The sequence below is a fragment of the Streptomyces liliiviolaceus genome, assembly GCF_018070025.1.
Classification (GTDB): domain Bacteria; phylum Actinomycetota; class Actinomycetes; order Streptomycetales; family Streptomycetaceae; genus Streptomyces; species Streptomyces liliiviolaceus.
The window spans coordinates 1,950,808-1,975,368 of the sequence record NZ_JAGPYQ010000001.1; the positions used below are offsets into that span (position 1 = coordinate 1,950,808).

Genomic DNA, 24,561 nt, shown 5'->3' on the forward strand with positions numbered 1-24,561 from the left:
GGTGCGGTTGCACGGTTGTGTGGTTGTGCGATCGCTCGGTGCGGGGCTACTGATCGGCGGGGGCCGCGGACTCGCCGCCCACCACCTTGCTGTAGTCGTTGTGCGTCCTGGCCCGCTCGGTGAAGCGGGTCGCCGTCCAGCGGTACGTGATCACTTCCTCGCCGGACGGATACGTCACCGAGTCGTCCTTCTCGTACACCTGCTGGGTGATCACCAGGTCGCCCCGGTCGATCTCCGCGTACACCGGAGGCTCCTCGGCGCGGAAGACGTTCTTGTACGCGCCGCGTTCCTCGCGGTACACGTACGAACCGACGCCGACCGCGTCCCCGCAGGTCATCACGTTGATCACGACGTCCGCGGCGGAACCGCCGGTGAGGTTGCCGTACGACACGTCGACCGGGTACTCGTCGCCGACGCACGGCTTCAGATCGCGCTTGACCGCCGTACTGACCCCGGGGTCGGCCCTGACCATACGGACCGCGTCCACCCGGTCGGGTGTGGCCGGGGCAGGGGCCGGGACCGAGGAGGAGGGGGCCGCGTCCCGGGCGCTTCCGGCGGCCGAGTCGGAGAGGGCCGGGCCCTCGTCCCGGGCGCCGGTGCCGCCCGTACCGCAGGCGGACACGGAAAGGCCGAGGGCGGCGAGCACGGCCGCTGCCGTGATCACCGCCTTCCGGACCCCACGGGCCCGCGGAGCCTCAGGATCTAGGCCGCGCAACGCTCCCGCTCCTCACGCCCCGGCACGCGTACGCCGAGCTTGCCGTTCCGGTCGTCGTTCCCGTCGCTGTCCACGCCGTCCACGTCGTTCTCGTCACGGGCCCGGCGCTCCAGCTCCTCGCGGAGCCGGGCGAGCGCCCGGTGCAGTGTGCTCTTGACCGTGCCGGCCGACATGCCGAGGGCGGCGGCCGTCTCCTCCGTGGACATCTGCTCCCAGTGTCGCAGCACGACGACGCTGCGCTGCTTGGGAGCCAGCACCTTCATGATGTCCATCAGGAGCGCGCGGTCCGCGTGCTGCTCGGTGGAGTCGTCCACGCTCGCGTCCGGCAGCTGCTCGGTGGGGACCTCCTCCAGCTTGCGGGCCCGCCACCACTCCGTACGTGTGTTGATCATGACGCGGCGCAGATAGGCGTCGGCGAGGCGCTTGTCGGCGATGCCGTCCCAGCGGCCGTACGTCCGCACCAGCGCGGTCTGCAGGAGGTCCTGGGCGTCGACGGGGTCGGGGACCAGACGGCGTGCGCTGCGCAGCAGCGCGTCCTGCCGAGTGCGTACGTACTCCTCGAACCCAAGCACCTCGCCGTGCGCCATTCCAACCGCCTCCGTCCCCGTTCCGGCCTGGGTGCTGCCGGCTGTCCGTTGCCTGCCGTACCGCCGGTCCGCGGTACGGCACTGAAGTTACGGAGCTGTTGTCACGGGGTTGTCCGAGCGAGCATGCGACGAGCGCTCGGCTGTCCATAGGTTGTGTAACGGAAGTAGGGCCTGGGTAAAACGAGGTGCCGACTGGGGCGGGTACGGGGCGTTTTGCCCGCCGCGGCTCTGTCACCTGGCTCGGTGACACCTGTGGGTCAGCTCTGCGGGAGCCGGTACAGACCGCCGGCGAGCGGTTCGACCAGTCCGTCGGAGACCAGGCCGTCCAGGGCGCGGGCCCGTTGCACCGGCTCCTCCCAGACACGGTCCAGGGCCGACTGGGGGACGGGCGTGACCGCCTCGCGCAGTACGGCGAGCAGCCGGCCGCGCACCTGCCGGTCCGTGCCCGCGTAGGTCTGGCCGCGCCGCGGCGGTCCGTCGTGCGCGGGCTTCCCGGCCAGCCGCCAGGTGCACAGGGCGGCGATCGGGCAGCGTACGCACGTCTCGTTCTTCGCCGTGCAGACGAGCGCGCCGAGCTCCATGGACGCGGCGGCCCAGAGCGCGGCCGTGCGCTCGTCGTCGGGCAGCAGCGTGCGGGCGAGCCTGCGCTCGGCGGCGGTCGTGGCGTTCGGCGGGTACTGGACGCCGGTGACGGCCCGCGCGAACACCCGCCGCACGTTCGTGTCGAGGACGGCGTGCCGCTGCCCGTACGCGAACGAGGCCACCGCCGCCGCCGTGTACTCGCCGATGCCGGGCAGCGCGAGCAGCTGCGCGTGCTCCGTGGGTACGTCGCCGTCGTGCCGCTCCGTTATGGCGACCGCGGCGCCGTGCAGGCGCAGGGCGCGGCGGGGGTAGCCGAGGCGGCCCCAGGCGCGGACGGCCTCGCCCGGCGCGTCCTCGGCGAGATCGGCGGGGCGCGGCCAGCGGGCCATCCACTGCTCGTACACCGGGAGCACGCGGCTCACCGGGGTCTGCTGCAGCATGAACTCGCTGACCATCACGCCCCACGGGCCCGCGTCGGGGCGTCGCCACGGGAGGTCGCGTGCGTTCTCCTCGAACCAGTCGATGACGGGGGCGTGGAGGTCGGCGCCGGCGGTTTCGTCGCCGACGGGCCCGCGGCTGTCGGCCTGGGCGGGGGGCGTGGGTTTCGTGGGCGCAGTCATGGCACGGCGATTCTTCCATGCGGGGGATCCTCCGGAGGGTTGGCGCCGGAGTGCGTCGTGTGTCGGCTGCGCGGCGGTGGGGGCTCGTCGCGCGGTTCCCCGCGCCCCTGAAGGCTGCCCCGGGGGGCAGCCCCAGGCGGCCTCGAAGCCGCCCCCGGGCTGATGATCGGAAAAAGTTGGGGGGTTGAGCGGCGGGTGAGGCCGGTGAACTCCCCGATCTCTCGTACAGTTTGCGCCGTGGGATCTCTGCGCAATCCGGTCGGGCCGCTTCCCTCCTCCATCTACTGGCGACGGAGGGCCATTCTGGCGTCCATGTTCGCCGTGATGGCCCTGTTGGTCACCTGGGTGGTGACCTCCGACGGCGGGGGCGGCGGAAAGAACGACGCCGACGGGTCCAACGGCAAGAACCCCACCGCGTCGATCACGCCCGGCCCCTCGGACTCGGAGTCCGCGATCAGCCAGGCGCCGGGCGGGCGCGACGAGTCGAGCGACGGCGGCTCCGAAGGTTCGGGCGGCTCCGGGGGCTCCGGCGGGTCGGGCGATTCCGGTGCGGGCGGGACCGGTTCGGGCTCCGGTTCCGGTTCCGGGGGTGGCGGCGCGGACGACGGTGAGGGCGGCGGTGGCTCGGGCGACACGGTTCCGGCCGGGTCCAGCGTCCCCGACTGCACGCCCGGGTCGGTGAAGTTCACGCTGCGCAGTGTCCACAACTCGTACGCGCCCGACGAGAAGCCCACCTTCGAACTGATCGCCAAGAACTCCTCCGGCAGCGACTGCAAGCTCGATCTCGGGCCGAAGAGCGCGGTACTGACGATCACTCAGGCGAAGGGTGACGACGAGATCTGGTCCTCGGCGGACTGCCCGACGGGTGCGGCGAGCGTGCTGTTCCGCATTCCGGCGAACGATCAGGTCATCCGGACGGTCGAATGGAACCGCAAGGCGAGTGCTCCGCAGTGTGCGACGCCGCCGGCGCTTTCGGCTACGCCGGGGACGTACTTGGTCGAAGCGAAGCCGGCAGGCCTTCCGAAGTCCCAGACATCCTTCGTCCTCAAGAAGGACTAGCTAAGGGCTGGCTGAACTCGACTCCCGGGTGCGGGCCGGTGGGGGCGAGCCGCGCAATTCCCCGCGCCCCTGAAAGCGGGGGGCTGGGCTCGGCCACTGGGTGCGGGCCGGTGGGGGCTGGTCGCGCAGTTCCCCGCGCCCCTTGGGCAGTGGGGGTGAGGGTGCTGGGAGGGTGCGGGTTCGTTGGAGCGAGCCGCGCAGTTCCCCGCGCCCCCAAGAAACGTCCGTGCGCCGACCCCCTGCCTGAGGGGCGCGGGAGCGATGACATCGAAACGCCGGCCCCCACCGTTTTAGGGGCGCGGGGAACTGCGCGAACGGCCCCCACCGGGCCGCCCCCGACGCACTACCGTCTGCTCCGTCCGCGCCGGGCGCGGGTTGGCCGGTGGCGCCTTCGGGGGCGCGGGGAACGGCGCGGCACGCCCCCACCGGCCCGCACCCAGCAGCCGAGCCCAGCCCGGCCCCCGCTTTCAGGGGCGCGGGAAACTGCGCACCCAGCCCCCACCGGCCCGCGCCCGAAAGCCGGACCCAGCCCAGAGGGCCACGCCGAACCGCCGGACGGCTACACGTAGCGTTCGAGGATCGACGACTCCGCCAACCGCGAAAGCCCCTCCCGTACGCTCCGCGCCCGCGCCTCCCCGACCCCGTCCACGGTCTGCAGGTCGTCCACGCTCGCGGCGAGCAGCTTCTGCAGCCCGCCGAAGTGCTCGACCAGCCGGTCGATGATCGCGCCGGGCAGCCGCGGCACCTTCGCCAGCAGCCGGAACCCGCGGGGCGACACCGCGGAGTCGAGCGCCTCGGGCGACCCGGTGTACCCCAACGCCCGCGCCACGGTGGGCATTTCGAGCAGCTCCGCATGGCTGAGCGCGTTCAGCTCGAACAGCGCCTCATCGACCGTGCGGGACCGCTTGGCCGTCGGCTCGGGCACATAGTCCCGTACGACGAGCTCCCGCTCGGGCTCGACCCCGGCGATCAGCTCGTCCAGCTGGAGGGAGAGCAGCCGCCCGTCCGTGCCCAGCTCCACCACGTACTCGGCGATCTCCGTGGCGATCCGGCGCACCATCTCCAGGCGCTGGGCCACCGCCGACACGTCCCGGACGGTGACCAGGTCCTCGATCTCCAGCGCGGACAGCGTGCCCGCGACCTCGTCGAGCCGCAGCTTGTACCGCTCCAGCGTGGCCAGCGCCTGGTTCGCGCGGGAGAGGATCGCGGCCGAGTCCTCCAGGACCCGCCGCTGCCCGTCCACGTACAGCGCGATCAGGCGCATGGACTGGGAGACGGAGACGACGGGGAAGCCGACCTGCTTGCTCACCCGGTCCGCCGTGCGGTGCCGCGTGCCCGTCTCCTCGGTGGGGATGGTCGGGTCGGGGACCAGCTGCACGCCGGCCCGCAGGATTTTGGTGATGTCTTTGTCCAGCACGATGCCGCCGTCGAGCTTGCACAGCTCGCGCAGCCGCGTCGCCGTGAACTCGACGTCCAGCACGAATCCGCCGCTGCACATCGCCTCGACGGTCTTGTCCCAGCCGAGCACGATGAGCCCGCCGGTGTTGCCGCGGAGGATGCGCTCCAGGCCGTCACGCAGTCCTGTGCCGGGTGCCACAGCGCTGAGAGCCGTGCGCATCAGGCCATCGGTGCCGGAACTCCCGCCGGACTTGCCGGGAACCGCTGCCCGGTCGTTGGCTGCCACTGCACTCCTCCGGTCGCAGGCTTTTTGAGGGCGCCCTCGGTTCGTACGGACGGGCGAGACCTGGGCAAAGTCTACCGGCGCTCTTCCTCGTCCCGTGGGGCGTCTCGCCGACGCGACCTAGGGAGGACCCGGAGCGCGTCCCCCATGTCGGCGACTTCCAGGACCTTCATACCGGGCGGGATCTTGCCCGGGTCGCTCGGAACGAGGGCGTGGGTGAAGCCCAGACGGTGCGCTTCGGCGAGTCTGCGCTGGACCCCCGTGACCCGTCTGACCTCGCCCGCGAGCCCCACTTCGCCGATCGCGACGAGGTTCTGCGGGAGCGGGGTGTCGCTCGCCGCGCTGGCCAGCGCGAGCGCGATCGCGAGGTCCGCGGCGGGTTCGGACAGTTTCACGCCACCGACCGTCGCGGTGTAGATGTCCCGCTTCCCGAGGGCGCTGATCCGGCCGCGCTGCTCCAGGACGGCGAGCATCATCTGGACACGGGAGGTCTCCAGACCGGACGTCGTACGCCGCGGAGTGGGGATCTGGGTGTCCACCGTGAGCGCCTGAACCTCGGCCACCAGCGGGCGGCGGCCTTCGAGGGTGACGGTCAGACACGTGCCGGGGACGGGCTCGGCCCGGCGGGTGAGGAAGAGACCGGAGGGGTCGGCGAGCCCGGTGATCCCCTCGTCGTGCAGCTCGAAGCAGCCGACCTCGTCCGTGGTGCCGTACCTGTTCTTGACGCCTCGTACGAGACGCAGGCGTGCGTGCCGGTCGCCCTCGAAGCTCAGGACGACGTCCACCAGGTGCTCCAGGAGACGTGGTCCCGCGATGGCGCCGTCCTTGGTGACATGGCCGACCAGGAGGGTGGCCATGCCGCGCTCCTTGGAGGCGCGGATCAGGGCCCCGGCCACCTCGCGGACCTGGGACATGCCTCCGGGCGCGCCGTCGATCTCCGGAGAGGCCACCGTCTGTACGGAGTCGACGATGAGCAGGGACGGCTTCACCGCGTCCAGATGGCCGAGGACCGCCGACAGATCGGTCTCCGCCGCCAGATAGAGGTGGTCGTCGATCGCCTTGATGCGGTCGGCGCGCAGCCGGACCTGGCTCGCCGACTCCTCACCCGTGATGTAGAGCGTGCGGTGCTCGTCGCTCGCCGCCTTGGCCGCCACGTCCAGCAGCAGCGTGGACTTGCCGACGCCCGGCTCGCCCGCCACGAGCACCACCGCGCCCGGTACGAGTCCGCCGCCGAGCACGCGGTCCAGCTCGGGCACACCGGTCGAGCGGGCGGTCGCCTGCCGGCCGTCGACCTGGCCGATGGGCAGCGCGCTCGTGGTGACGCGGCCGGGAGCCGTCGTACGCACCGCGGGCGCGCCGTACTCCTCGACCGTCCCCCAGGCCTGGCACTCGGAGCAGCGGCCGAGCCACTTGGCCGTCTGCCAGCCGCACTCGGTGCAGCGGTAGGACGGCCGGTCCTTCGCGGTCTTCGTACGGGCAGCCATGACACGAACCGTAACCGCCGCCACTGACAGAGCCGTGACGGCCTGTTCGACAGCCGTTGTCGATAACGGGGCACCCTGCGCAAACCGACCGCTTTTCCGGGCGGATACGACAGGGACACGACATGGAATACCGGTCCCCTGCCCTCATTTGAGGGATCGTTTCACCCGTATGGATTAAATGTGCTCAAGCAGGGAGAAGGGCCCACCACAAGGCACCTACGGTCGCACGGGTGATGAGCAGCAGTCCCGAGACCTCGACCCGCACCACCGGCGCACACCGGGCGCACCGCGAGGCGCGCGACCGGGCCGCGGCGCGCACGGTGGCACACCGCCCGCCGACCCGTTACGAGCCGTACCTGGACGGCCTGTTCACCTACTGTCTGTCCGTCCTGTGCGACCACGACACGGCGACCGCCGCCCTGGGGGACGTCCTCGCCCTCGCCGAGCGCCGCGGCCATCGCGGTCGCGAGACGCCCGACGACCGCAGGGCCTGGCTGTACGCGCTCGCCCGCTGGTCCTGTCTGCGCAAGCTCGCCGAGGCCCGGCAGCGGCGTCATGGCGCGGGCGCCCACGCGTCGGGCCGGTCCGAGGGCGCCGCCGGCGGTCCTCACGCGCAGGCCCGCTCGGAGACCGCCCGTGCCGCCGCCCGCGGCACCTCCTCCGCGGGCCCGGGGCGGACCGGTGAACGCGCCGGTGAACGTATGGGCGAGCGCGCCGGCGAGCGAGGCGGTGCTCATGCCGGTGACCGGGGTGCCGACCGGACCGCCGATCCTCTCGCCGCCGCCGAGAAGGACCGGCGCCGTCGCGAACTCGCCCTGCTGGCCTGGCCGGAGGCCGCCGGTACGACACCCGAGCAGCGCGAGGCGCTCGAACTCGCCGTGCGCCACCAGCTCGCCGCGCACGAGGTCGCCGCCGTCCTCGGCACCGACCCGGTGGCCGCCCGGGAACTCCTCGCGGCGGGCGCCTGCGAGGTCGAGCGCACACGCGCGGCCCTGGCCGTCGTCGAGACCGGTACCTGCCCCGGCGTGACCCGGCTCACCGGCGACAAGCACCTCGTCCTCAGCGCGGCCCTGCGCCGCGAACTGGTCCGGCACGTCGACGACTGCCCGCGCTGCCGCCGTACCGCCGAGCGCGCCGGCCCCGGCTCCTGGCCCGGCACCAGCGTCACGCCCGCCGCGCTGCCCGTGCTCGAAGCCCCGCGCGCGGCCCTCCACAAGGCGATGACGTGCTTCCCGCGCGCGCGGGGCGCCGGTCCGCGCTTCGACCGGCGCGGTTTCCCGATGGACCCCAAGGACCACGCGGCCCGCCGTGACCGGCTGCGCGCGCGTGCCGTCACGACCACGGTCGTCGCCACCGTGGTGGCGGCTCCCGTGCTCGCCCTGTGGGCGGCCTACCGGGGTGCGCCCCTCATCGGCGAGGGCGCCGACGGCCGGCCGGTCACCGCGAACGAGGCGCAGGGCTCCGAGGAACTCGGCGGTGAGGCATCCGGCTACGAGAACGCGGGCAACGCCCGTACGCGGCCCGGCTCCCGCTTCACCCCGCGCAGCGGCTCGTCCGACGTCTCCGTGGAGGTCGTCAGCGTGGCCCCGGGACAGCAGAGCGGGCTCTCCGTGGCGGCCCGCTCCAGCGGGGACACGACACTGATCACCCTCACGGCGACCGGCGATTCGGCGGTCCGCTGGTCGGCGCGGACCGGGGCGTCCTGGCTCTACCTCAGCCAGTCGTCCGGGACGCTGGAACCGGGGGAGTCGCTGACGATCAAGGTGTACGTCGATCATCTGCGGGAGCCGAACGGGGCGTGGAGCGCGCGGGTGGCGGTCGGGCCGGCGGGGGCGGTGGTCACGATCGGCGGGTACGGGACGGCGGGGCCGGGGCCCCGGCCGGATTCGCCTTCGCCTAGTGAGCCCGGGCCATCGGATCCCGGGCCTGGGCCCGGACCTGGCCCCGGGCCCTCGGATCCCGGGCCCGAGCCGACGCCGTCCGGGCCTTCGCCGTCCGATCCGGGGCCGTCCGATCCCGGGCCGGAGCCTTCGCCGTCCGGGCCGGGGCCGTCGGATCCGGAGCCGGAGCCTCCGCCGGGCTCCCCCGGGGAGGGTGAGCCGACGTCCGGCGGGCCCGGTGACGGCAGTGGTGAACCGAGTCCGTCGGGGAGTTGAGCGCTCCCGCGGGTCCGGAGGTCGGCCGCGGGAGCGTCGTGGCCGGTCGCGCAGTTCCCCGCGCCCCTCAGGGGGCCGGCCTCGACTTCCGGGCGCGCCCCGGTGGGGGCCCGGTCGCGCAGTTCCCCGCGCCCCTTAGGGGGCCGGGGGGCGGCCCCTATCCGCGGTGGGGTGGGTCCGCCGGGTGGGGGGCCAGGACGGGGAGCTGGGAGGCCAGGCGTTCCTCGCAGAGGTCCACCAGGCGGTCGTAACCCGACTTGCCCATCAGTTCGATCAGTTCCGGGCGGTACGAGACGTAGACCGGGTCGCCCGCGCCGTGGGCGGACGTCGCCGACGTGCACCACCAGTGCAGGTCGTGCCCGCCAGGACCCCACCCGCGGCGGTCGTACTCGCCGATCGAGACCTGCAGCACCCGCGTGTCGTCGGGCCGGTCGATCCACTCGTACGTCCGCCGGACCGGGAGCTGCCAGCAGACGTCCGGCTTGGTCTCCAGGGGCTCGCGGCCCTCCTTGACGGCCAGGATGTGCAGCGAACAGCCCATGCCACCGGCGAAACCGGGGCGGTTCTGGAAGATGCAGGACCCCTGGTACGGGCGCGTCTGCCGGTCCCCGTCCTCGTCCTGCGAGACCCAGCCGGTCGTGGTCCCCACGTCGTGGTGCTGCCAGATGTCCGGCGTGAGCCTCGCCACGTGCCCGGCCACGCGCTTCTCGTCGTCCTCGTCCGAGAAGTGGGCACCCAGCGTGCAGCATCCGTCGTCCGCCCGGCCCGCCTGGATCCCCTGGCAGCCGCTTCCGAAGATGCAGTTCCAGCGAGAGGTCAGCCATGTCAGATCGCAGCGGAAGACCTGCTCGTCGTCGGCCGGATCCGGGAACTCCACCCACGCACGCGCGAAGTCGAGCCCCTTCTCGTCGCCCTTCGGTGCCTTCGGAAGCTTTCCGGGCTTGGACGGCTTCACCCGAAGCTCGTCCTTCGCGGGCCCTGCGGCGGAATCCTTGGCCGATTTGTCGCTCTTCGCCTTTTTCGTCTTTGGCACCCGTCCAGAGTAAGTCGCTCACGACCACTCTGGGGACGGCCGAGGGGCCCGGGCGCAGTAGCGTGCCGTACATGAGACTCGGTGTCCTGGACGTGGGTTCGAACACGGTGCACCTGCTGGTGGTGGATGCACACCCCGGCGCGCGCCCGCTGCCCGCGCATTCGCACAAGGCGGAGCTACGGCTCGCCCAACTTCTGGACGACAGCGGCGCGATCGACTCCGTGGGCGTCGACAAGCTCATCGCCGTCGTCCAGGAGGCGCTGGAGGCCGCCGAGGACAAGGGTGTCGAGGATCTGCTGCCGTTCGCGACCTCCGCGGTGCGCGAGGCCAGCAACGCCGACGAGGTGCTGGCCCGGGTGCGCGAGGAGACCGGTGTGGAGCTCCAGGTCCTCACCGGCGCGGAGGAGGCCCGGCTCACCTTCCTCGCCGCCCGCCGCTGGTTCGGCTGGTCGGCCGGGAAACTGCTCGTCCTGGACATCGGGGGCGGTTCGCTGGAGATCGCGTACGGGATCGACGAGGAGCCCGACGCGGCCGCCTCGCTGCCGCTGGGCGCGGGCCGGCTGACCGCGGGCTGGCTGCCGACCGACCCGGCGGACCCGGCGGACATAAGGGCCCTGCGACGCCATGTGCGGGCGCAGATCGCGCGTACGGTTGGGGAGTTCAGCCGGTTCGGCGCTCCCGACCATGTGGTCGCCACCTCGAAGACCTTTAAGCAGCTCGCCCGGCTCGCGGGTGCCGCCCGCTCGGTCGACGGCCTGTACGTCCAGCGCGAGCTCAAGCGCCGGTCCCTGGAGGACTGGGTCCCGCGTCTGGCCTCCATGACGACCGCCGAACGCGCGGAACTCCCCGGAGTCTCGGAGGGCCGCGCCGCCCAGCTCCTCGCCGGCGCGGTGGTGGCCGAGGGCGCGATGGACCTCTTCGGAGTGGAGACGCTGGAAATCTGCCCCTGGGCACTCCGAGAGGGAGTAATCCTCCGAACCCTGGACCAGATGACCCCCCAGTAACCCAGCAACCCTCCAAGGCCCCCGCAAGGGCGCCCTTAAGGGGCGCGGGGAACGGCGCGACCAGCCACCGCCGACGGCCAGCGAACAAACAACCCCGCCCCCACCCCCTAAGGGGCGCGAGGAACGGCGCGAGCAACCACAGCCGACGGCCAGCCGACACACAACCCCGCCCCCACCCCCTAAGGGGCGCGGGGAACTGCGCGACAAGCCCCCACCGAACCCGCACCCACCCACCAAGCCCAAGCCCACGCACCGAACCTGCCCACCCCCCCGGTGAGGGAAGGGTCGGCCCCCAGCCAAACAACCCCACCCCGCCACACCCGACGAACCCACCCCGTAACCTGTCCCCGTGGCAGAACCAGTCGTGCGCATCCCGGATGCGAAGGTCGCCCTGTCCACGGCCTCCGTCTATCCGGAGTCGACAGCGACGGCCTTCGAGATCGCCGCACGCCTCGGCTACGACGGCGTAGAGGTCATGGTGTGGACCGACCCGGTCAGCCAGGACATCGAAGCCCTGCGCCGCCTCAGCGACTACCACCGGATCCCGATCCTCGCCGTACACGCCCCCTGCCTGCTCATCACCCAGCGCGTCTGGTCCACCGACCCGTGGATCAAACTCCAGCGCGCCCGCGCGGCGGCCGAGAAGCTCGGCGCGAGCACGGTCGTCGTACACCCCCCGTTCCGCTGGCAGCGCCAGTACTCCCGTGACTTCGTCACCGGAATCTGGCAGATGGCCAACGAGACGGACGTACGATTCGCCGTCGAAAACATGTACCCCTGGCGCTACCGCGATCGCGAGATGCTCGCGTACGCACCCGACTGGGACGTGACGAAGGACGACTACCGGCACTTCACGATCGATCTGAGCCACACCGCGACGGCCCGCACGGACGCGCTCCAGATGATCGACCGCATGAGCGACCGCCTCGGCCATGTCCACCTCGCCGACGGAAGCGGCTCCATCAAGGACGAACACCTGGTCCCGGGCCGCGGCACCCAGCCCTGCGCCGAACTGCTCGAACGGCTCGCCCTGTCCGGCTACGACGGCCATGTCGTCATCGAGGTCAACACCCGCCGCGCCATGTCGAGCGCCGAGCGCGAGGCCGATCTGGCGGAAGCCCTCGCCTTCACCCGCCTCCACCTGGCCTCGGCGGTCCGGGTCCCGCGTACATGACCGCCGCCACCCCGCGCCGGCGGGGACGCCCCTCCCGTACGGACACGCAGGACGCCCCCGCGGCCCGCGACCGCATCCTGGCGGCGGCCCGCGAGGAGTTCGCGGAACGGGGCTTCGAGAAGACCTCCATGCGCGCCATCGCGAAGTCGGCGGACGTGGACTCGGCACTCGTACACCACTACTTCGGTACGAAGGAGCAGGTTTTCGAGGCGTCCATCGAGGTCGCCATCGGCCCCCTGCTGACCGCGCCCGGCTCGATCGGCGAGGGCCCCCTCGACGGCGTGGGCGAACGGCTGGCCCGCTTTTTCTTCGGTGTCTGGGAGAACCCGGCCACCCGCAAGGCACTCCTCGCGATCGTCCGCTCAGCCGTCAACAACGAGACCGCCGCCGGCGTCTTCCGCCGCCTGATCTCCACCCAGCTGCTGCGCCGCGTCGCCCTCCAGCTGGACCTCCCGGACGCCGAACTGCGCGCCGAACTGGCCGCCGCGCAACTCGTGGGCATCGCGATGCTCCGTTACGTGATCAAGGTCGAGCCCCTCGCCTCGGCGGATCCGGAACAGATCATCAACCGCGTCTCCCCGGCGATCCAGTCCCACCTGACGGTCCCCTGAGCAGGGGCGCAGCCCCGCGACAGGGGCGCGGGGAACTGCGCGACCAGCCACACGCGCCCGGCACCGGACAGCCGACGCCCGGCACCCCCGCACACATGCCGCCCGACCTTCAGAACCCGAGACAGCAATCCCGCATACCGGACACCACGTCCAAACCCTGGATGCCGGGCGTACGCTCGACAGCAGTCAACACTCTCCGAAGGAGCGAGCGGCCATGCCCGAGCTGAGGTCCCGCACAGTCACCCACGGACGCAACATGGCGGGCGCCCGCGCCCTTATGCGCGCCTCCGGTGTACCGGGCGCGGACATCGGCCGTAAGCCGATCATCGCGGTCGCCAACTCCTTCACGGAGTTCGTGCCCGGCCACACGCACCTCCAGCCGGTCGGCCGCATCGTGAGCGAGGCCATCACCGCCGCCGGAGGCATCCCGCGCGAGTTCAACACGATCGCCGTCGACGACGGCATCGCGATGGGCCACGGAGGCATGCTCTACAGCCTCCCCTCCCGCGACCTGATCGCGGACAGCGTGGAGTACATGGTCGAGGCCCACTGCGCCGACGCCTTGATCTGCATCTCGAACTGCGACAAGATCACGCCCGGCATGCTCATGGCCGCCCTGCGCCTGAACATCCCGACGGTCTTCGTCTCCGGCGGACCCATGGAGTCCGGCCGCGCCACGCTGGTCGACGGCTCGGTGCGCACACTCGACCTGGTCGACGCGATCTCCGACGCCGTGAACGACAAGATCTCGGACGAGGACATCCTCCGTATCGAGGAGAACGCCTGTCCGACCTGCGGTTCGTGTTCCGGCATGTTCACGGCCAACTCCATGAACTGCCTGACCGAGGCCATCGGCCTCTCCCTCCCCGGCAACGGCTCGGTCCTCGCCACGCACACGGCCCGCAAGGGCCTGTACGAGGACGCGGCGCGCACGGTCATGGACGTCACCCGGCGCTACTACGAGCAGGACGACGAGTCGGTCCTGCCCCGCAACGTCGCCACCATGGCGGCCTTCGAGAACGCCATGGCCCTCGACATCGCCATGGGCGGCTCGACCAACACGATCCTGCACCTGCTGGCCGCCGCCGAGGAGGCGGGCGTCCCCTTCGGCCTGGACGAGATCAACGCGGTCTCGCGCCGCGTGCCGTGCCTCGCCAAGGTCGCCCCGAACGTGGCGAAGGACCGGACGTACTACATGGAGGACGTGCACCGGGCCGGCGGCATCCCCGCCCTGCTCGGCGAACTCCACCGTGCAGGACTCCTGAACGAGGACGTGCACTCGGTGCACAGCCCGTCCCTCGCGGACTGGCTCAAGACCTGGGACGTCCGCGGCGGCTCGCCCTCCCCGGAGGCCCTGGACCTGTGGTACGCGGCGCCCGGCGGCGTCCGCTCATCCACGGCCTTCTCCCAGTCCGAGCGCTGGGCGGCCCTCGACGAGGACGCGGAGGGCGGCTGCATCCGCTCGGCGGAGCACGCGTACTCCAAGGACGGCGGTCTCGCGGTCCTCAAGGGCAACCTCGCCGTCGACGGCTGTGTCGTGAAGACGGCCGGTGTGGACGAGTCGATCTGGACCTTCGAGGGCCCGGCGGTCGTCTGCGAGTCGCAGGAGGAGGCCGTCGACAAGATCCTCAAGAAGGAGATCACGCACGGCGACGTCGTCGTCATCCGCTACGAGGGCCCCAAGGGCGGCCCCGGCATGCAGGAGATGCTCTACCCGACGTCGTTCCTGAAGGGCCGCGGCCTGGGCAAGACCTGCGCCCTGATCACCGACGGCCGCTTCTCCGGCGGCACCTCGGGCCTGTCCATCGGCCACGCCTCGCCCGAGGCGGCGTCCGGCGGCACGATCGCCCTCGTCCGCGACGGCGACCGCATCCGCATCGACATCCCGAACCGCAGCATCGAGCTCCTGGTCTCCGATGAGGACCTGGCCGAGCGCCGCGAGGCACTCAAAGGCGTGTACGCCCCGGTCGCCCGCGAGCGCAAGGTCTCGGCGGCCCTGCGCGCGTACGCCGCGATGGCGACCAGCGCGGACAGGGGCGCCGTCCGGGACGTCTCGATGCTCGGCTAGTCCGAGGCCCGATCCAGCAGTTCTCTCAGCGCACCCGAACCCGCCCGGTCCTCATGACCGGGCGGGTTCGTCGTTCACGGGGTCGGCCCGGCGCCCTCGCGGCTCACCAGTCGGCGGGCCTGCGCGCGTCCACGCCGAAGACGCTGCCGTCGGGCGCGCTCGCGTAGACCCGGTCGCCCACGACCATGGGCGGGAGCACCTCGGCCACCACCCGTTCGCCGTCCTCACCGAGCCGGGTGGGGGTCTGGCCCACGAGCTTCCCGGTGCGGACGTCGGCCGCGAGCAGCCGGCCGTCGGGGGCGCTGACGTACACGTACCGGTCGTCCGCGGTCGGCGCCGAGGCCCTGCTGACCGAGGTCTCACGGCGCCAGCGCTGCTTGCCTGCCTCGATGTCGACGGCCACCAGCGCACCTCCCGCGGCCAGTAAATAGACCGCGTCGCCGTGCAGGGCGGCCGTGGTGGACGGAAGCGGGAGGTCGAGCGGAATCCGCCGCTCCTTCCCACCGCCCGACGCACGGCCGGACGCACGGCTGGATGCACTGTCCGACGCACTGCCCGATGCGCCGCCGGATGCACTGTCCGGCGTGTAGCCGACGATGCTCCGGGTCTCCTGGTACGCGTTCTGGGCGGTGAGCCAGAGCGTGCCCTTCCGGGTGCCGACCGGAGTGAGCAGCCCGTCGAGGTCGTGGCGCCAGCGCACGTCCCCGGTCCGTGGATCCACCGCGATCACCTGTGTGCCCGTACCGTCGGACGTCAGCGTCGTCGCGTACGCGAGTTCGCCGCCGAAGTACGCGAAGGCCGGCTGGGCCCCGCCGGCCGGACGGCCCTGCCAGAGCCGCTTCCCGGTCTTCCCGTCGATGCCGGTGACCGTGCCGTCGCCCGAGGTCAGCAGAACGGTGTCGCCCACGTACTGCGCGCCGCCCCCGTACACCGAGGTGTTCAGCTTCCAGCGGGTCCTGCCGGTGTCGGGGTCGAGTGCGACCAGTTGCCCGCCGGCCGCGGTGAGCGTGTGCACGAGGCCGCCGGACAGGACGGGCGCGGAGACCGAAACGTCCTCCCCGCTCTTCGCCGGGCGCGTCCACCGCACTTTTCCGTCCCGCGGGCCGAGGGCGCCGGCGAGCACACCGGGACCGGCGCAGAGCAGGGCTCCACCGCCGTACGTGCACTTGGCCATGCCCTCGCCCGTGCCCACCTTCGCGACCCACGGCCGGAACGCCTCGCCGGCGGACTCGCGCGCGCCGCCCGAAGCGGAGCCCGGCCGCCGTCCGGAACCGTCGTCGCCCGGCAGACCGGCCAGCAGCGCACCGCCGACCGCGAGCACGGCCACGCCACCGAGCACGACGGTGAGAAGCCCCCGGCGCCGGGAACGTACGGAGACCGCTCCTGCACCCGCATCCGCGCCTGCATCCGCATTCGCACCCGCATCTGCGCCTGATGCAGAGTCGCGGGACCCGGCATCGCCGCCACCGCCGGAGCCCGCGGGCGTACGCAGCTTGCCGCGCACGTGAGTCGTACGGTCGCGCGAGTCGGGCACGGCTTCCGCCGATCCCGCCGGTGCTCCCGCGGATACCTCCGCCGCCTCCGCCGCGCGCTGCGCCGGTATGAACGCCTGCGTGTCGTAGAGGGACGAGACATGCCGCAGCTCGGCCATCAGCTCGTCGGGCGTGGGCCGTTCGTCGGGTTCCTTGGCGAGGCAACGCGCGATCAGCGGAGCCAGGTCGCCGGGGACGTCCGTCAGATCCGGTTCGTCATGCACGACCTGGTAGGCCACGACATAGGGACTGTCGGAGTCGAAGGGCCCGCGCCCGGTCGCCGCGTGCACCAGCACGGACCCGAGCGCGAAGATGTCGGCGGCCGGTCCCACCTCGCGCGGGCGGCGGAACTGCTCGGGGGCCATGAAGGGCGGAGTGCCGATCAGTTTGCCCGTCTCCGTGCGCAGTTCGCTGTCCGACGGCCGCGAGATACCGAAGTCGATGACCTTGGGGCCGTCCTCGGCGAGGAGGACGTTGCTCGGCTTGAGGTCGCGGTGCACCACACCGGCACGGTGGATGTCGCGCAACGCCTCGGCGAGCCCGGCCATCACCTGCCGCAACTGCGCGGACGACAGCGAACCGTTCCGCTTCACATGCTCCGCGAGCGTCGGTCCCGGGATGAACAGGGTGGCCATCCAGGGCCGGTCCGCCTCGGGGTCGGCGTCCACGACCGGTGCGGTGAACGCACCGCTGACCCGCCGTGCGGCCGCCACCTCCTGCTTGAAACGCCCCCTGAACTCGGTGTCCCTGGCGAACTCGGCGTTGATGACCTTCACCGCGAGCCGCAGTCCCGACGCCGAACGGGCCAGATGGACCACGCCCATGCCACCCGAGCCGAGACGTGACTCAAGGCGGTACTGCCCTGCGTACTCGGGAAGTTCCGCTTCGGCATCCGATCCGGCGATGCGTCTTGGCGGCATCGTCCACCCCCGTGAATTGCGTACGCACGCGCGACGCACGGAGCCTAGTCGATGGTTCGTACGAGTCCCACGCGGCTTGCTAGCCTCCGCGTGCACAAAACAAAGACAGCGTTTCGAGACACCACATTCGAGACAACGCGTGCACCACATCCAACGGGGAGACACACATGGCTGTTGAAGAGGCCAGAGAGACTGAAGTCGCCGACTCGTCGGCCGGCGCCGAGGCAGCGGCGGCGGTCGCGGCCCAGACGCTCTACTCGATCGCACCCGGCTACAGCCTGAACGTCCGCAGCGGTCCCGGCACCCAGTACCGCCTGATCCGCACGCTGGCGCCGGGCTCCAGGGTCCCGATCTTCTGCCAGCGCCCGGGGGAGACGATCAGCGGCCCCTACGGGACGACGAAGATCTGGGACAACATCGAGGTCGGGGAGTACGTGTCCGACGCGTACGTGCACACGGGGAGCGACGGGTACGTGGCTTCGCGCTGCGCCTGACGCCTCCGCCGCGCATCGCATCGCCTCGGCCGGCCGGTCGGCGGGCCGAGGCGATAATCGAGCGGTGAGCGACAAACCAGACACCACCTCCGCAGGCCGCACAGGCCCCCGCCCCGAACCGATCCGCTTCTTCGGGGTGACCTGGGTGGACCACGACGGCGGCTACGCGGTCCGCCGCGCGGCCGTGAGCGTCGGCTCGCTCGTCGCGATCGCGGTCAGCTGCCTGGTCCTGCGGTTCGCGTACGAGGGGCTGGAGATCGCGGCCGTGGGCGGCTTCGTCACCGGGCTGGTCGTGGTGATGTTCGCCGTCTGCACCGCGCTGGCGTTCCGCCACACCTGGGCGGGCTATACGAAACGCCCGGCCCCGGACAGCGAGTCCGCACTGCGGGGCCTGCTGACGATCGGCTTCGTAGGCACCCTCACCGCATACTTCCTCCGCTCCCTGACGGAGGCCCCGGGCGAACACCTCCACCGCACGGAGCACGAGGCACCCTCCCACCGCAGCCACCCCTAGCCCGTGACCGCCTGCGGCCCTTCGAGGCGGGGCTGCACCCCTGCGGTTTGTCCGCGGCCCCGGTGGGGGTGCCCCGCGCAGTTCCCCGCGCCCCTCAAAAGCGGGGCTACGCCCCAGCTTTTGCCCCAAAGGCGCACCGGAAACGTCACGGCCACCCCCTAACAACACGGCCACCCCCACCGGGCCCCGAAGGGGCGCGGGGAACTGCGCGAACGGCCCCCACCGGGCCCGCACCCGACTACCGAGAACTACGAGGTCGTCCTGATCGTCGCCCCGGCTGCTTGACGAGGTTCCTGCCCAGGCGCATTATTCATCACATGATGAATAATGCGTCCGACACCCCTGCCCCCACGCCCCCACCCCCCGACCACCCGGCTGTCCACGCCGTCGGTCTCACCGTCGTCCGGGGCCCCCGCCAGGTCCTGCGCGGACTCGACTTCGACGTCCCCCGCGGCCGCATCACCGGTCTGCTCGGCCCGTCGGGGTGCGGAAAGTCCACCCTGATGAGGGCGATCGTCGGCACCCAGGCCAAGGTCACCGGCACCCTGGACGTCCTCGGCCTCCCCGCGGGCCACGCCGCCCTGCGCTCCCGTATCGGTTACGTCACCCAAGCCCCCTCCGTCTACGACGACCTGTCGGTCCGCCAGAACCTGGACTACTTCGCCGCGATCCTCGACCCCGGCCGCTCCGCAGCAGACCGCCGCCGCGAGAACGTCGAGCACGCCATCGCCGACGTGGACCTCGCCTCCCACGCCGACGCCCTCGCGGGCAACCTCTCCGGCGGCCAGCGCAGCCGCGTCTCCCTGGCCGTGGCCCTCCTCGGCACCCCGGAACTCCTCGTCCTCGACGAACCCACGGTCGGCCTCGACCCCGTACTCCGCCGCGACCTGTGGCAGCTCTTCCACACCATCGCCGCCGACCGGGGCGCCACCCTCCTCGTCTCCTCCCACGTCATGGACGAGGCGGAACGCTGCCACCGCCTGCTCCTGATGCGCGAGGGCGAGATCCTCGCCGACGACACCCCGGACGCCCTGCGCACCCAGACCGGCACCGACACCGTCGAGGAGGCCTTCCTCCACCTGGTGGACGAGGCGATCGCGGCCGCCGCAGGCAACCAGCCCCGCCGGCCCGGCCACTCACGCAAGGAGTCCGTCCGATGACCACGACCACCGCCCCGCGCACGAGCCCGACCGCGCTCCCCGAACCGCGCGCGATCAACCTCGCCCGCACCACCGCCACCGCGACCCGGGTCCTGCGCCAGCTCCGCCACGACCCGCGCACGATCGCGCTGATGATCCTCATCCCGTGCCTGATGCTTGTGCTGCTCCGCTATGTCTTCGACGGCAGCCCGCGCACCTTCGACTCCATCGGCGCCTCACTGCTCGGCATCTTCCCCCTCATCACGATGTTCCTCGTGACCTCCATCGCCACCCTCCGCGAACGCACCTCCGGCACCCTCGAACGCCTCCTCGCCATGCCCCTCGGCAAAGGCGACCTCATCGCCGGCTACGCCCTCGCCTTCGGAGCGGTCGCCGTCGTCCAGTCCGTCCTCGCCACCACTCTCGCCGTATGGGCCCTCGGCCTCGACGTCACCGGCTCGGCCTGGCTGCTCCTCCTGGTCGCCCTCCTTGACGCCCTGCTCGGCACCGCCCTCGGTCTCTTCGTCTCGGCGTTCGCGTCCTCCGAGTTCCAGGCCGTCCAGTTCATGCCGGCCGTGATCTTCCCCCAGCTCCTCCTCTGCGGCCTGTTCACCCCGCGCTCCGACATGCACCCCGTACTGGAAGCCATCTCCGACGTCCTCCCCATGTCGTACGCCGTCGACGGCATGAACGAGGTCCTCAAGCACACCGACGTCACCGCCGCCTTCGTCCGCGACGCCCTGATCGTCGCGGCCTGCGCTCTCCTCGTACTGACACTCGGCGCGGCGACCCTCCGCCGCCGCACGGCCTGACCCCGTCCCGCCCAGCGGACGGCGCGGCCAGCCCCCGGGCCCCGGTGCGAGGATGGGCCCCGGACGACGCACCCCCGGAGGGCAACCGAACATGACTCAGAAAGTCGCAGTGCTCGGCACCGGCAAGATCGGCGAGGCCCTGCTCAGCGGAATGATCCGAGCCGGCTGGGCCCCCGCCGACCTCCTGGTCACGGCCCGCCGCCCCGAGCGCGCCCAGGAACTCCAGGAACGCCACGGCGTCACCCCGGTCACCAACCAGGAGGCCGCCAAGACGGCGGACACGCTGATCCTCACGGTCAAGCCCCAGGACATGGGCACCCTCCTCGACGAACTCGCCCCGCACGTCCCCGCCGACCGCCTCGTCATCAGCGGCGCCGCGGGCATCCCCACCTCCTTCTTCGAGGAGCGCCTGGCCCAGCGCACCCCCGTCGTCCGTGTCATGACGAACACCCCCGCCCTCGTCGACGAGGCCATGTCCGTCATCTCCGCCGGCAGCCACGCCACGGCCGCCCACCTCGCGCACGCCGAGGAGATCTTCGGCGCCGTCGGCAAGACGCTGCGCGTCCCCGAGTCCCAACAGGACGCCTGCACCGCTCTCTCCGGCTCCGGCCCGGCGTACTTCTTCTACCTGGTCGAGGCCATGACCGACGCCGGCATCCTGCTCGGCCTGCCCCGCGACAAGGCGCACGACCTCATCGTCCAGTCCGCGATCGGCGCCGCCGTGATGCTCCGCGACAGCGGCGAGCACCCCGTGAAACTCCGCGAGAACGTCACGTCCCCCGCGGGCACCACGATCAACGCCATCCGCGAACTGGAGAACCACGGCGTACGGGCCGCCCTCATCGCCGCCCTCGAAGCAGCCCGCGATCGCAGCCGCGCACTGGCCTCAGGCAACAGCTAGCCACGCCCGCGCAGGAGCCCCGGGGCCGGCCCACCACCGGCCCCCGCTCCTCACCACGCCACTGGTCACCCGGCAGGCAGCAGCCCGATCGCCCGGTACGCCGCGTCCACCCTCGGCCGCGCCATCTCCCTGGCCTTCTCGGCACCCTCTCGCAACACCCCTTCCACGTACGCAGGATCGGCGCACAACTCCTTGTGCTTCTGCTGTACGGGCCTGAGGAGCTCGACCACGGCCTCGGCGGTGTCCTTCTTCAAAGATCCGTACGTCTCATATACACCGGCCAGGTCCTTCGGGTTCCCACCTTCACAGGCCGCGAGGATCTCCAGCAGATTCGAGACCCCGGGCCGGGCCTCCCGGTCGTGGACGACCTCGCTCCCGCTGTCCGTCACGGCCCGCATGATCTTCTTCCGCACGGCCTCGGGCTCGTCGAGCAGATAGACGACTCCCGGCCCCACATCGTCGGACTTCCCCATCTTCGACGTGGGGTCCTGCAGGTTCATGACCCGGGCCGCCACCTCCGGATGCGTGGTCCGCGGCACCACGAACGTCCGCCCGTACCGCTGGTTGAACCGCACCGCGACATCCCGCGTCAGCTCCACGTGCTGGGTCTGGTCGTCCCCCACCGGCACCTCGTCGGTCCCGTACGCCAGGATGTCCGCCGCCATTAGCACCGGATACGTGAGCAGCGACAGCCGCACACTCCCGCCCCGCGCCCGCTCGGCCGCCGCCTTCTCCTTGTACTGGATCATCCGACGCATCTCGCCGTCCGTGGCCACGCACTCCAGCAGATACGACAGCCGCGCGTGCTCATCCACATGACTCTGTACGAAGACGGTGCACAACTGGGGATCGAGCCCCGCGGCCAGGAGCAGGGTGGCCGCCTGCCGACTCAGCCTGCGCACCCGCCCGGGATCGTGGTCCACGGTCAGCGCGTGCAGGTCGACGACACAGAACAAGGCGTCGGCCTCGTGCTGGTCGACCGTGTTCCAGCGCCGCATCGCCCCCAGGTAGTTGCCCAACGTCAGATGCCCGGTCGGCTTGATCCCGCTGAAGACCCGCTTCATCCCGCTACCTCCTGATCGAGGCCGCCACCACCGCCGGCCGGCGCTCCAGGGAGGAGATGCAAAAACGGCCGCCGAGGAGGCGGCCGTTGAGTACACGCGTAGGTACGGCCGCCGTCAGGCGGCCCACCACAGCTGGGTGCACGCGTGCGTAGTCATGACACCGAGGGTACGCCCCAGGGGTGGCGCCCGTACCCGAGTTGACACGCCCCCGCCCGCTCCGTAGTGTTCTCCGAGTTGTCCGACGTGAGCGCCGACTTCGGTTGGTCCCCGGACAGCCATTCCGCAACAAGCACACAGCGATCGACGATCCGTCGTCGGCTCGTTTTCATGCGTGTTTGCGAAATGAGGAATCCGCGTTCGAGAGAGTGCAACCCCGATTAGCTCGGGGGCCGGGATTCCGCTAAAGTCTCACTCGTCGGAACGGCCCAACAGCCGGGAAGACAACCCCCACTTCGACTGGGAATCGGGCCTGAAAGGGTCTGGTAGAGTCGGACTCGCCGGAAAGGGAAACGCGAAAGCGAAAACCTGGAAAGCACCGAGGAAATCGGAACCGGAAACGGTCTGATAGAGTCGGAAACGCAAGACAGCGAGACAAGAACACAGCAAAACCGAAGGGAAGCGCCCGGAGGAAAGCCCGAGAGGGTGAGTACAAAGGAAGCGTCCGTTCCTTGAGAACTCAACAGCGTGCCAAAAATCAACGCCAGATATGTTGATACCCCGTCCATCACCGCATGGTGGTGGGTGGAGGTTCCTTTGAAAAAGTCCTGCCGGGCGCAAGCACGGTAGGCGCATCAGCGAGGATGCAGTGAACTATCCGGATTATTCCTCCGGTGGTTCCGCTCTCATGATGTGGTCCCGATTACGGGAAAACATTCACGGAGAGTTTGATCCTGGCTCAGGACGAACGCTGGCGGCGTGCTTAACACATGCAAGTCGAACGATGAACCACTTCGGTGGGGATTAGTGGCGAACGGGTGAGTAACACGTGGGCAATCTGCCCTTCACTCTGGGACAAGCCCTGGAAACGGGGTCTAATACCGGATGACACTCCTACAGGCATCTGTGGGGGTTGAAAGCTCCGGCGGTGAAGGATGAGCCCGCGGCCTATCAGCTTGTTGGTGAGGTAGTGGCTCACCAAGGCGACGACGGGTAGCCGGCCTGAGAGGGCGACCGGCCACACTGGGACTGAGACACGGCCCAGACTCCTACGGGAGGCAGCAGTGGGGAATATTGCACAATGGGCGAAAGCCTGATGCAGCGACGCCGCGTGAGGGATGACGGCCTTCGGGTTGTAAACCTCTTTCAGCAGGGAAGAAGCGAAAGTGACGGTACCTGCAGAAGAAGCGCCGGCTAACTACGTGCCAGCAGCCGCGGTAATACGTAGGGCGCAAGCGTTGTCCGGAATTATTGGGCGTAAAGAGCTCGTAGGCGGTCTGTCGCGTCGGATGTGAAAGCCCGGGGCTTAACCCCGGGTCTGCATTCGATACGGGCAGACTAGAGTGTGGTAGGGGAGATCGGAATTCCTGGTGTAGCGGTGAAATGCGCAGATATCAGGAGGAACACCGGTGGCGAAGGCGGATCTCTGGGCCATTACTGACGCTGAGGAGCGAAAGCGTGGGGAGCGAACAGGATTAGATACCCTGGTAGTCCACGCCGTAAACGGTGGGAACTAGGTGTTGGCGACATTCCACGTCGTCGGTGCCGCAGCTAACGCATTAAGTTCCCCGCCTGGGGAGTACGGCCGCAAGGCTAAAACTCAAAGGAATTGACGGGGGCCCGCACAAGCAGCGGAGCATGTGGCTTAATTCGACGCAACGCGAAGAACCTTACCAAGGCTTGACATCGCCCGGAAAGCATCAGAGATGGTGCCCCCCTTGTGGTCGGGTGACAGGTGGTGCATGGCTGTCGTCAGCTCGTGTCGTGAGATGTTGGGTTAAGTCCCGCAACGAGCGCAACCCTTGTTCTGTGTTGCCAGCATGCCCTTCGGGGTGATGGGGACTCACAGGAGACTGCCGGGGTCAACTCGGAGGAAGGTGGGGACGACGTCAAGTCATCATGCCCCTTATGTCTTGGGCTGCACACGTGCTACAATGGCAGGTACAATGAGCTGCGATACCGCAAGGTGGAGCGAATCTCAAAAAGCCTGTCTCAGTTCGGATTGGGGTCTGCAACTCGACCCCATGAAGTCGGAGTTGCTAGTAATCGCAGATCAGCATTGCTGCGGTGAATACGTTCCCGGGCCTTGTACACACCGCCCGTCACGTCACGAAAGTCGGTAACACCCGAAGCCGGTGGCCCAACCCCTTGTGGGAGGGAGCTGTCGAAGGTGGGACTGGCGATTGGGACGAAGTCGTAACAAGGTAGCCGTACCGGAAGGTGCGGCTGGATCACCTCCTTTCTAAGGAGCATCT

Annotated in this window: 19 protein-coding genes and 1 rRNA gene; 12 read left to right on the forward strand and 8 right to left on the reverse strand. The window is 70.6% G+C overall.

Annotated elements, in window-relative coordinates; translation table 11 throughout:
* Positions 1 to 46 precede the first annotated feature (46 nt).
* The 3 genes from J8N05_RS08570 to J8N05_RS08580 form a co-directional block, all read right to left on the reverse strand.
* Complete coding sequence (locus J8N05_RS08570) at positions 47 to 715, reverse strand: hypothetical protein (protein ID WP_210881833.1); 669 nt, start codon at positions 713 to 715, stop codon at positions 47 to 49.
* Positions 703 to 1,302 carry a SigE family RNA polymerase sigma factor gene (locus tag J8N05_RS08575; protein WP_247706205.1) on the reverse strand — a complete coding sequence of 200 codons (600 nt, stop codon included), beginning with the start codon at positions 1,300 to 1,302 and terminating at the stop codon, positions 703 to 705. Before J8N05_RS08575 ends, J8N05_RS08570 begins: the two co-directional genes overlap by 13 nt.
* A gap of 257 nt (positions 1,303 to 1,559) precedes the next feature.
* Positions 1,560 to 2,504 carry an A/G-specific adenine glycosylase gene (locus J8N05_RS08580; RefSeq protein WP_210881834.1) on the reverse strand — a complete coding sequence of 315 codons (945 nt, stop codon included), beginning with the start codon at positions 2,502 to 2,504 and terminating at the stop codon, positions 1,560 to 1,562.
* Positions 2,505 to 2,741: 237 nt separating this feature from the next.
* On the opposite strand from J8N05_RS08580, the gene J8N05_RS08585 reads away from it, so the two are divergent.
* On the forward strand, positions 2,742 to 3,563 hold the full coding sequence (locus tag J8N05_RS08585; RefSeq protein WP_210881835.1) for a hypothetical protein: 822 nt from the start codon (positions 2,742 to 2,744) through the stop codon (positions 3,561 to 3,563).
* A gap of 559 nt (positions 3,564 to 4,122) precedes the next feature.
* Here J8N05_RS08585 and disA read toward each other — a convergent pair.
* Positions 4,123 to 5,247 carry a DNA integrity scanning diadenylate cyclase DisA gene (gene disA, locus J8N05_RS08590; RefSeq protein ID WP_107022362.1) on the reverse strand — a complete coding sequence of 375 codons (1,125 nt, stop codon included), beginning with the start codon at positions 5,245 to 5,247 and terminating at the stop codon, positions 4,123 to 4,125.
* Positions 5,248 to 5,318: 71 nt separating this feature from the next.
* Positions 5,319 to 6,728 carry a DNA repair protein RadA gene (gene radA, locus J8N05_RS08595; protein ID WP_210881836.1) on the reverse strand — a complete coding sequence of 470 codons (1,410 nt, stop codon included), beginning with the start codon at positions 6,726 to 6,728 and terminating at the stop codon, positions 5,319 to 5,321.
* A 233-nt stretch (positions 6,729 to 6,961) separates the two neighbouring features.
* Here radA and J8N05_RS08600 point away from each other — a divergent pair, with 233 nt between their 5' ends.
* On the forward strand, positions 6,962 to 8,884 hold the full coding sequence (locus J8N05_RS08600) for a BACON domain-containing protein (RefSeq protein ID WP_210881837.1): 1,923 nt from the start codon (positions 6,962 to 6,964) through the stop codon (positions 8,882 to 8,884).
* 157 nt (positions 8,885 to 9,041) lie between these two features.
* Here J8N05_RS08600 and J8N05_RS08605 read toward each other — a convergent pair whose 3' ends face one another.
* Positions 9,042 to 9,917, reverse strand: coding sequence for a hypothetical protein (locus J8N05_RS08605; RefSeq protein ID WP_210881838.1), 876 nt, complete (start codon positions 9,915 to 9,917; stop codon positions 9,042 to 9,044).
* A 71-nt stretch (positions 9,918 to 9,988) separates the two neighbouring features.
* Here J8N05_RS08605 and J8N05_RS08610 point away from each other — a divergent pair, with 71 nt between their 5' ends.
* The 4 genes from J8N05_RS08610 to ilvD all read left to right on the forward strand — a co-directional run bounded on the left by J8N05_RS08610 (position 9,989) and on the right by ilvD (position 14,774).
* On the forward strand, positions 9,989 to 10,921 hold the full coding sequence (locus J8N05_RS08610; RefSeq protein WP_210881839.1) for a Ppx/GppA phosphatase family protein: 933 nt from the start codon (positions 9,989 to 9,991) through the stop codon (positions 10,919 to 10,921).
* A 349-nt stretch (positions 10,922 to 11,270) separates the two neighbouring features.
* On the forward strand, positions 11,271 to 12,095 hold the full coding sequence (locus J8N05_RS08615; RefSeq protein ID WP_210881840.1) for a sugar phosphate isomerase/epimerase family protein: 825 nt from the start codon (positions 11,271 to 11,273) through the stop codon (positions 12,093 to 12,095).
* Positions 12,092 to 12,706 carry a TetR/AcrR family transcriptional regulator gene (locus tag J8N05_RS08620; RefSeq protein ID WP_210881841.1) on the forward strand — a complete coding sequence of 205 codons (615 nt, stop codon included), beginning with the start codon at positions 12,092 to 12,094 and terminating at the stop codon, positions 12,704 to 12,706. Before J8N05_RS08615 ends, J8N05_RS08620 begins: the two co-directional genes overlap by 4 nt.
* A 214-nt stretch (positions 12,707 to 12,920) precedes the next feature.
* Complete coding sequence (gene ilvD, locus J8N05_RS08625; protein WP_210881842.1) at positions 12,921 to 14,774, forward strand: dihydroxy-acid dehydratase; 1,854 nt, start codon at positions 12,921 to 12,923, stop codon at positions 14,772 to 14,774.
* Positions 14,775 to 14,877: 103 nt separating this feature from the next.
* Here the strand turns inward: ilvD and J8N05_RS08630 are convergent, their stop codons facing one another.
* On the reverse strand, positions 14,878 to 17,226 hold the full coding sequence (locus J8N05_RS08630) for a serine/threonine-protein kinase (protein WP_210881843.1): 2,349 nt from the start codon (positions 17,224 to 17,226) through the stop codon (positions 14,878 to 14,880).
* A gap of 167 nt (positions 17,227 to 17,393) precedes the next feature.
* Here J8N05_RS08630 and J8N05_RS08635 point away from each other — a divergent pair, with 167 nt between their 5' ends.
* The 5 genes from J8N05_RS08635 to proC all read left to right on the forward strand — a co-directional run bounded on the left by J8N05_RS08635 (position 17,394) and on the right by proC (position 21,086).
* Entirely contained in the window at positions 17,394 to 17,720 is a 327-nt protein-coding gene (locus J8N05_RS08635; protein ID WP_210881844.1) for an SH3 domain-containing protein, read from the forward strand.
* Between the two features lie 64 nt (positions 17,721 to 17,784).
* Positions 17,785 to 18,234, forward strand: a complete 450-nt coding sequence (locus tag J8N05_RS08640; protein WP_210881845.1) for an EamA/RhaT family transporter — start codon at positions 17,785 to 17,787, stop codon at positions 18,232 to 18,234.
* Positions 18,235 to 18,551: 317 nt separating this feature from the next.
* Positions 18,552 to 19,394, forward strand: a complete 843-nt coding sequence (locus J8N05_RS08645; RefSeq protein WP_210881846.1) for an ABC transporter ATP-binding protein — start codon at positions 18,552 to 18,554, stop codon at positions 19,392 to 19,394.
* A complete protein-coding gene (locus J8N05_RS08650) occupies positions 19,391 to 20,185 on the forward strand; it encodes an ABC transporter permease (protein WP_210881847.1) in 795 nt (264 codons plus the stop codon). Before J8N05_RS08645 ends, J8N05_RS08650 begins: the two co-directional genes overlap by 4 nt.
* Before the next feature lie 91 nt (positions 20,186 to 20,276).
* Positions 20,277 to 21,086 carry a pyrroline-5-carboxylate reductase gene (gene proC, locus J8N05_RS08655; protein WP_210881848.1) on the forward strand — a complete coding sequence of 270 codons (810 nt, stop codon included), beginning with the start codon at positions 20,277 to 20,279 and terminating at the stop codon, positions 21,084 to 21,086.
* A 65-nt stretch (positions 21,087 to 21,151) separates the two neighbouring features.
* Here proC and trpS read toward each other — a convergent pair whose 3' ends face one another.
* On the reverse strand, positions 21,152 to 22,150 hold the full coding sequence (trpS, locus tag J8N05_RS08660) for a tryptophan--tRNA ligase (RefSeq protein ID WP_210881849.1): 999 nt from the start codon (positions 22,148 to 22,150) through the stop codon (positions 21,152 to 21,154).
* Between the two features lie 872 nt (positions 22,151 to 23,022).
* Here trpS and J8N05_RS08665 point away from each other — a divergent pair.
* Positions 23,023 to 24,548, forward strand: a 16S ribosomal RNA gene (locus tag J8N05_RS08665).
* The last annotated feature ends 13 nt before the right edge of the window (positions 24,549 to 24,561 follow it).